The 7133-nt window shown below is 63.8% G+C and carries 6 protein-coding genes and 1 riboswitch; of the genes, 4 read left to right on the top strand and 2 right to left on the bottom strand.

Annotated features, from left to right (window positions below):
• Window positions 1-3 precede the first annotated feature (3 nt).
• Together ACOZK4_RS20350 and ACOZK4_RS20345 are read right to left on the bottom strand one after the other, a co-directional pair.
• Complete coding sequence (locus tag ACOZK4_RS20350; protein ID WP_313529655.1) at window positions 4-1002, bottom strand: ABC transporter substrate-binding protein; 999 nt, start codon at window positions 1000-1002, stop codon at window positions 4-6.
• Window positions 1003-1786: 784 nt separating this feature from the next.
• Window positions 1787-1930 carry a hypothetical protein gene (locus tag ACOZK4_RS20345; protein ID WP_257948558.1) on the bottom strand — a complete coding sequence of 48 codons (144 nt, stop codon included), beginning with the start codon at window positions 1928-1930 and terminating at the stop codon, window positions 1787-1789.
• A gap of 245 nt (window positions 1931-2175) precedes the next feature.
• Here ACOZK4_RS20345 and ACOZK4_RS20340 point away from each other — a divergent pair, with 245 nt between their 5' ends.
• From ACOZK4_RS20340 to ACOZK4_RS20325, 4 genes are all read left to right on the top strand, one after another.
• On the top strand, window positions 2176-3636 hold the full coding sequence (locus tag ACOZK4_RS20340) for a cobyric acid synthase (RefSeq protein ID WP_421593473.1): 1461 nt from the start codon (window positions 2176-2178) through the stop codon (window positions 3634-3636).
• Between the two features lie 151 nt (window positions 3637-3787).
• Window positions 3788-5668, top strand: coding sequence for a peptidoglycan-binding domain-containing protein (locus ACOZK4_RS20335; protein ID WP_421593471.1), 1881 nt, complete (start codon window positions 3788-3790; stop codon window positions 5666-5668).
• Between the two features lie 79 nt (window positions 5669-5747).
• Window positions 5748-6113, top strand: a riboswitch (cobalamin riboswitch).
• Between the two features lie 45 nt (window positions 6114-6158).
• Entirely contained in the window at window positions 6159-6335 is a 177-nt protein-coding gene (locus tag ACOZK4_RS20330) for a CbtB domain-containing protein (RefSeq protein WP_313529664.1), read from the top strand.
• A gap of 12 nt (window positions 6336-6347) precedes the next feature.
• On the top strand, window positions 6348-7133 hold the full coding sequence (locus tag ACOZK4_RS20325; RefSeq protein ID WP_421593470.1) for a CbtA family protein: 786 nt from the start codon (window positions 6348-6350) through the stop codon (window positions 7131-7133).

Raw genomic sequence — 7133 nt, 5'->3', positions numbered from 1 at the left:
GGTTTAGAGAGCGGCCTTGACCTTCTCGGCGACCTCGGGGGAAACCCACTTGGTCCACATGTCGGGATAGGTTTCGAGGAAGTACTTCGCAGCATCCTCGTTCGTGCCCTGGTTGGCGTCCATCCAGGCGAGAACCTTGCCGACCGTGCCGTTGTCCCACTGGCGGGTCTTCATATAGTCCATGGCGACGCCGGCCTTTTCGGAGAAGGCCTTGGTCACGACGGTAAAGACGTCGGAGGTCGGGTAGGAGTTGACCTTCGGGTTCGCGCAATCCGGCACGGCGGTGCAGGCATCCCAGTCGGCCTTGTCGTGGTCGACGCCGAAGGAGAGCTTGGTCATCTCGTACTTGCCGAGGATGGCGGTCGGTGCCCAGTAGTAGCCCAGCCAGCCGGACTTCTTTTCGAAGGCATTGGCAATCGAGCCGTCGAGGCCGGCAGCCGAACCCGTGTCGACGAGCGTGAAGCCGTCCTTGTCGGCATCGAGCGCGCGATAGAGATTGTCCGTGGAGACCTGGCAGTTCCAGCCCGACGGGCAATTGTGCACGGCGCCCTTCGACGGGTCTTCCGGCGCCGGGAACAGTTCCGGATGCTTCAGAGCGTCCTGAACCGTCTTGATGTCGGGATGTTCGTCGGCGAGGAATTTCGGGATCCACCAGCCTTCCACGCCGCCTTCCGAGAGAAGGGGAGCGAGCTGGATGAGACGGCCTTCCTTGATGGCGGCGTCGAGCGGCGTGCGCACGGCGTTCACCCACATTTCGGGCGCGACGTCAGGCTCGCCCTTTTCGTTCATGGAGGTGAAGGTCGGCATGGTGTCGCCCGTGACCAGCGTCACGGTGCAGCCGTAGCCGCTTTCGAGAATGATCTTGTCGACATGCGCGGCAACGCCAGCCGATGCCCAGTTCATTTCGGCCATGGAAACTTCGCCGCATTCTGCCGCCTGGGCAGAACCGGCAAAGCCATAGAGGCCGGCAGCGATGATGGTGGAAGCAAGGAGCTTCTTCATTAGGTTAAGACCTCCCAGTCTTGGATGCAGCAATCAACCCGGAAGGCAGCGCAGGCTACTGCGTTGTCCCGTCTGCCCGAAAGTCTATCGACAGCCACGGAGGTTCGATGCCAGTGAGGCGAGCCAATCCCCCTGCTGCAAAAGCGCCGATCCCTGTTTTTTGTTCACCGGAGGAACCCTGTCATCCGAGACGTCTTATCGTGCGCTACAGGGGTAGCCTACGGGTTCTCATTGAGAAATCAACCTCCTGCGCGCCGTCTGGTGACGCGGATAAGCCTTCCGGCTCGTCGAGACGCTGGAAATCCGGCAACCGGACGGTGGAAAATTTGGGCGTTTGCTCGCATTCGGGCAAATGTTCGAGAGGTGCTTGCAGGGGTGATGCGGGATGGTCGTTGAATGCGGACATATCCTGTCTTGTCTGCGCCGCTTTGCCGTCCAAAAAAATATTTCGAATTTTTTCAAAAATAGCTGCGATTCATCTTTGCTTAAGCTCCCGATAACGGTCCGGTAAGGATGTGCCGCTATTGGTTTCCTCACGGCGGGGGACATCGCCGCCCGCTCCGGAAAGGTATTGCGTACCGGGGTGACTGGGCTTCGACGCGTATTTGTCGAAAGCCGCCATGCGTATTTTGGCAAGCCGTGTATCACCGCAAGGGATGCACGGCTTTCGCCGTTTCAGGGCGCTGTTTTCCGATGACGGGCCCGACAACAGGCAAAGAAAAACGCCGCCTCCCGGAGAGAGGCGACGTCGTATGCGAGCGGACCTGACGTCGCGCTCGAAGGATCAGCCGACGTTGCGCGTGCGGATGAAGCCGAGCGGGCCAAACGGCGCGTCCATGACGACGTTGCGCACGCGGGACTGGCTCTGGGGAACGATGCCGTTCCAGGCGATCTGTACGAAGTTCGGCTTGCTGAAGATGAACAGCATGGTCTTTGTCCTAAAAATCCGAAGCCACGCGCCTCGGCTGTCTGATGACGTGGATATAGGCGCAATCAGGCCCGATGTCACGATCGTTCACGGCGCAAAATGTCGCAGAATGAACAGCAGATCAGTCCTGCGGATTTTGCATGACGGGCTGTTGCGGAAATACATCGGATCACGGTGATCGATTGCGGCAAGATTGCGGTAAATCAGGGCTTTTCGGCGGCGGGACCGAATGCTAGGAGGGCGTCATGGTGAGAACGATCATGCTTCAGGGCACCGGCTCGGATGTCGGAAAAACGGTATTGGTGGCGGGGCTCTGCCGCATCGCCGCCAATCGCGGGCTGAAGGTGCGTCCCTTCAAGCCGCAGAACATGTCCAACAACGCCGCCGTTTCGGCCGATGGCGGCGAGATCGGCCGTGCGCAGTGGCTGCAATCGCTTTCCGCCCGCGTGCCGTCCTCCGTGCATATGAACCCGGTGCTTTTGAAGCCGCAGTCGGATGTCGGCAGCCAGATCATTCTGCAGGGCAACGTATTCGGCCAGGCGAAGGGGCGCGACTACCAGGCGCTGAAGCCGAAGCTGATGGGCGCGGTCTTGGAAAGTTTCGGGATTATCAGCGAAGGTGCGGATCTCGTCGTCGTGGAAGGGGCGGGCTCGCCGGCGGAAATCAACCTGCGTGCCGGCGACATCGCCAATATGGGCTTTGCGACGCGGGCGAATGTGCCGGTCGTGCTGGTCGGCGATATCGATCGCGGCGGCGTCATCGCCTCGCTCGTCGGCACCCATGCGATCCTGCCGGAGGAAGACCGGCGCATGGTCACGGGCTATCTCATCAACAAGTTCCGCGGTGACGTGACGCTGTTCGACAGCGGCATTTCCGAAATCGCCCGCTTCACCGGTTGGCCCTGCTTCGGCGTCGTGCCGTGGCTGAAGCAGGCGGCGCACCTGCCGGCGGAGGATTCCGTTGTGCTGGAACGGCTCGCCAAGGGCGGGGCAGGGGCGCTGAAGGTGGCCGTGCCCGTCCTGCCGCGCATTGCCAATTTCGACGATCTCGATCCGCTCAAGGCCGAGCCGCAGGTCGATCTGGTCTTCGTGCGGCCGGGCGAGCGGCTTCCGGCCGATGCCGGGCTGATCGTGTTGCCCGGTTCGAAATCGACGATTTCCGACCTTCGCGATTTCCGCGCTGCCGGCTGGGACAGGGATCTTCACCTCCATATGCGCCGCGGCGGCCGCGTCATCGGCATCTGCGGCGGCTACCAGATGCTCGGGCAGCGCGTCACCGATCCGCTCGGCATCGAGGGCAGCGAGCGCGAAGTCCAAGGGTTGGGGCTTTTGGCCGTCGAAACCGAGATGGCGCCGGAAAAGACCGTGCGCAACAGCACGGCCCGCTCCCTGCAATATGACGTGCCGCTGGAAGGCTACGAGATCCATCTCGGCCGCACCACAGGCCCGGATGCGCTTCGTCCCTCGGTCAGCATCGATGGGCGGCCGGATGGCGCGGTCTCCGCCGACGGGCGCGTGATGGGCACTTATCTGCACGGGCTCCTCTCCAGCGATGCCTATCGTGCCCGGCTTCTCGCCGATTTCGGCATCGAGGGCGGTGGCTTCGATTATCGTGCAAGCGTCGACGCCGCGCTCGATGGCGTGGCGGCGGAGCTGGAATCGGTTCTCGATCCCGCCTGGCTTGACGGCCTCCTGCAACCGGCCTGATTAAATCAGCACGCTCAAACGTACAGCCATCAGGTTCCTCGCAGCCGCTCTGCCGCACCAAAGTTGCGCCAGAATTCGGTGCGAGGAGTGATGGAAATCCGCCCGGACGACCGGGCGCAGGCGCCCCGCGCGATCCAAAAGGGTGAGATATATGGGTTCTGGACCTCTCGCACGCTCCGTTCTGGCCGGCCTTCTCGGGCTGTCGCTGGCCGGCATGCCCGCCGTTGCCTTCGCGCAGGCCGCCACCGGCAAGGAAGCCGGCAGCGCCGGCAAGCGCTGGGAGGAGGAGTTTTCGCTCTGGCAGAAGGTCTCGTCCGGCAGCGATGTCGCCCAGTACGAGGGTTATCTGACGCAATATCCCAACGGCACCTTCGCCTCCATGGCTCGACTGCGCATCGCTGAATTGCAGGCTGCCGCCAAGGAAAAACCCGCCAAGAGCGTGACCGCCGAGGCGGAAGCCAAGGCCAAGGCCGAGGAAGCCGCCGCTGCCGAGAAGGCGAAGGCGGCGGAGGCCAAGCAGGCGGAAGAGACGCAGAAGGCGGCCGAAGCCGAGAAGGCCAAGGCAGAAGAGGACGCCCGCAAAGCCGCCGAGGCGAAGAAGGCCGCAGACGAGGCCCAGAAGGCTGCCGAAGCCAAGAAAGCCGAAGAGGAAGCCCTGAAGGCGGCCGAGGCGAAGAAGGCTGCGGAAGAGGCGCAGAAGGCTGCGGAGGCGGAAAAGGCCAAGGCCGAGCAGGAGGCTGCACGTCTGAAGGCGGAAGCCGAGGCCAAGAAGACCGAGCAAGCCGCCGCCCGCAAGCTCGCCGAAGAAAAGGCTGCGGCGGAAGAAAAGGCCAAGGTTGAAGCCGCTGCGGCGGAAAAAGCAAAGGCTGAAGAGGCTGCCCGCCTGAAGGCGGAAGCCGAGCAGAAGGAAGCGGAAGCCCGTGCGGTTGGCGAAAAGCAGGCGGCCGAAGCCGAGCGCCTGAAGGCGGAAGCGGCCGCCGCCGCTGAGAAGGCCAAGGCTGAAGAGGCCGCACGCTTGAAGGCCGAGGCGGATCGCCAGAAGGCCGAAGAGGCTGCTGCGGCTGAGAAGGCCCGTGCCGAAGAGGAGGCGGCCGCCCGTCAGGAAGCCGAGGCCAAGCGCATCGAGGCGGAAAAGGTTGCCGCCGCCGAAAAGGCCAAGATCGAGGAGGAGGCCGCCGCTGCCCGCAAGCTCGCCGAAGAGAAGGCTGCGGAAGTCGAACGCCTGAAGGCCGAGGCTGCCAAGGCGGCGGCCGATGCCGAAGCCAAGGCCGCGGAAGCCGCGCGTCTTGCCGATGAGGCAGAGAAGCGCGCCGAAGAGGCCGCCGCTGCTCAGAAGCCCGCGGATAGCCAGGAACCGGCCGATAGCGCAGATGATGCGACGGCTGCGCGTGAAAACGCGCCGCAGGACGCCGACAACGACAATGGCGCGCGCGCCGTCGAAGAGGCGGAGGCCGCAAAACGTGCGGAAGACAAGACATTCCAGGGCGCTGTCGCCGATGGTTCGGAGAAGGCTTACAAGGACTATCTCTACCAGTATCCCCAGGGTCGCTATGTCGATGACGCCCGCAAGCGCATCGCCGCCCTGAGCGCCAAGCCGGAAACGCAGATGGACGAGGACGCGGCAACCGCCGACGCCACGCGCAAGGCCGAGCCGGTCGTCGATCCGCGCGAGACCTATATGGATCGCTCCGTTCGCGCCCAGGCCCAGCGCTACCTGAGCCTGCTCGGCTACAACACCTATGGTGCCGACGGCGTCTTCGGTCCGCGCTCTCGTGCGGCCATCGCCGCCTGGCAGGGCGCGTCCGGCTATCGCGCGGACGGCTACCTGTCGCGCCAGCAGTTCCGCGCACTGCGCGAAGCCGCACAATATGCCGAGACGCGGCAGGCCCGACAGAATCGCCAGCGTCGCTACCAGCAGCGCGACTACGACGTGCTGGAAGGCCCCGTCGATGGCTACTATGACGGCCCCTACTATCGCGACGACGGCTATTACAACGATGGCGGCGGCGTGGTGATCATCCCCGGCTATTGAGTTTGCGACGGCCGGACGGCGGTTTTGGCACAGGCCATGCCGCTGCCGGTCGATTGACTTCCCGGAGCGGGAAGCATAATCATCAGCGATATTGGATGGTTCCTTGGTCCGGAAACGGACCGGGGAGTAAATGGGAATGTGACGCGGTGGACCCAATCAGGGCGCTGCAATCACGGCCGACCCCGCGACTGTAGAGTAGCGAGGGACGCCCATCCGGACGGGGGGATTTTTGCGGCAAAGGGCAATGGTGCCTGTAGTCGCGAAAAGATGACCAGCCGGAAAAGCCACTGGGTGGCATCACGATAGCCGGGGTTGGACGCCTCTTTTTCTACGAATCGTCCGCCTCTCGTGATTGCCGGAAAACCTGGGAAGGCGAGGGTGACCCGGAGGCGCTGACGCGCCGGACGCTGCGAGCCAGGAGACCTGCCAGACAATGAGGGCATATCGCCCGCCCAGGGGAATTTTCCCCGCTGCCTGCACGGAGGTTGTCATGGCTGTTTCTACCACGTCTTCTGTTGTCCTTTCCGCAAACGATCGTCTCGTTGCCGGCGTTTTCGCCCTGCTGCTCGGCGCCTTCCTCGTCTTCGGCGCCGGCCTTGCGAATTCGGCCGTGCTGCACGACACGGCACACGACACGCGTCACTCCTACGGCTTTCCCTGCCACTAAGGAGTTCTCAACATGATCGTTCGTTATCTCCTGGCCGCCCTGGTGGCCGGGCTGTTCTCCGGCGTGCTCATGACGGCCGCCCAGGAGGCCCGAGTCGTGCCGTTGATTCTGCACGCCGAAGAGTTCGAGGGTGAAGCCGCCCCGGCCGGCGAGGGCACCACGCCCGCGACATCAGATGGTGCTGCCACGACGCAGGAGCATTCCTCGCTCGGTGCCGTGATCCTCGACGTCGCCTCCGCCTTGTCGCCGATCTCGGTTGCCTATGCCCATGAGGGCGAGGACCACGAGGAGGGCGGCATCATGTTCGGCATGAGCCGCTTCTCCGGCACGCTTCTGGCAAACCTCGTCACGGGCACCGGCTTTGCCCTGCTGCTCGCCGGTTTCAGCCTCGTTTCGGGCAATCCGATCACCGTTGCCAACGGTGCGCTGTGGGGTGCTGCCGGCTGGCTTGCCGTGCATATGCTGCCGGCCATAGGCCTGCCGCCGGAGCTTCCGGGCTTCCCGGCTGCCGATCTCACGCAGCGCCAGATCTGGTGGGTTGCGACGGTCGCCCTTTCGGCGGCTGGTCTCTATCTGCTGTTCCTGAAGCCGGGCATCGTCTCCAAGGTTGCCGGTGTCGTGCTTCTCGCCGCCCCGCAGGTCTATGGCGCGCCGCAGCCGTCCGACATTTCCAGCAACGTTCCGGCCGTTCTCGGCGCGGAATTCGCCGTCGCGGCACTCGCCACGACGCTGTTCTTCTGGATCGTGCTCGGCCTCTCGCTCGGCTTTGCGAACGAGAAGATCGCCAGGGCAGCCTGA

This window comes from Shinella sp. M27 (assembly GCF_049199905.1).
GTDB lineage: Bacteria > Pseudomonadota > Alphaproteobacteria > Rhizobiales > Rhizobiaceae > Shinella.
This window is presented reverse-complemented; position numbering and strand designations above follow the sequence as displayed.